The organism is Escherichia sp. MOD1-EC7003 (assembly GCF_002965065.1).
GTDB lineage: Bacteria > Pseudomonadota > Gammaproteobacteria > Enterobacterales > Enterobacteriaceae > Escherichia.
The window spans coordinates 1-335 of sequence record NZ_PTRE01000271.1 but is presented as its reverse complement, the minus strand read 5'-3'; the positions used below and the strand labels follow the sequence as shown (position 1 = coordinate 335).

Below are 335 nucleotides of genomic sequence, written 5' to 3'. Positions count from 1 at the left end.
CCCTGGAAAGTTGATCTGAGCTCTCAGTAAATATCAATACGGTTCTGACGAGCCGCTTACCGTAATACTACTTTCGAGTGAAAATCCACCTATCTCTTTGATTTTCAAATTATTCAATATATACAAGCCTATATAGCGACCTGCTATAGAAATAATTACACAATACGGTTTGTTACTGGAATCAATCGTGAGCAAGCTTGAGTGAGCCATTATGAAAACGAAAATCCCTGATGTGGTATTGGCTGCTGAGGTGAGTCGCCGTGGTTTGGTAAAAAGTAAGCGTGCAGCAAGAACCGTATTGACGGGGATGTGTTATTCAGTCGGCAGTGCTACGC

General features: G+C 42.1%; 1 pseudogene. It reads left to right on the top strand.

The window, feature by feature from the left end:
- Positions 1-211: 211 nt before the first annotated feature.
- Positions 212-335: pseudogene (locus A7090_RS27440) on the top strand (hypothetical protein); the annotation flags it as partial.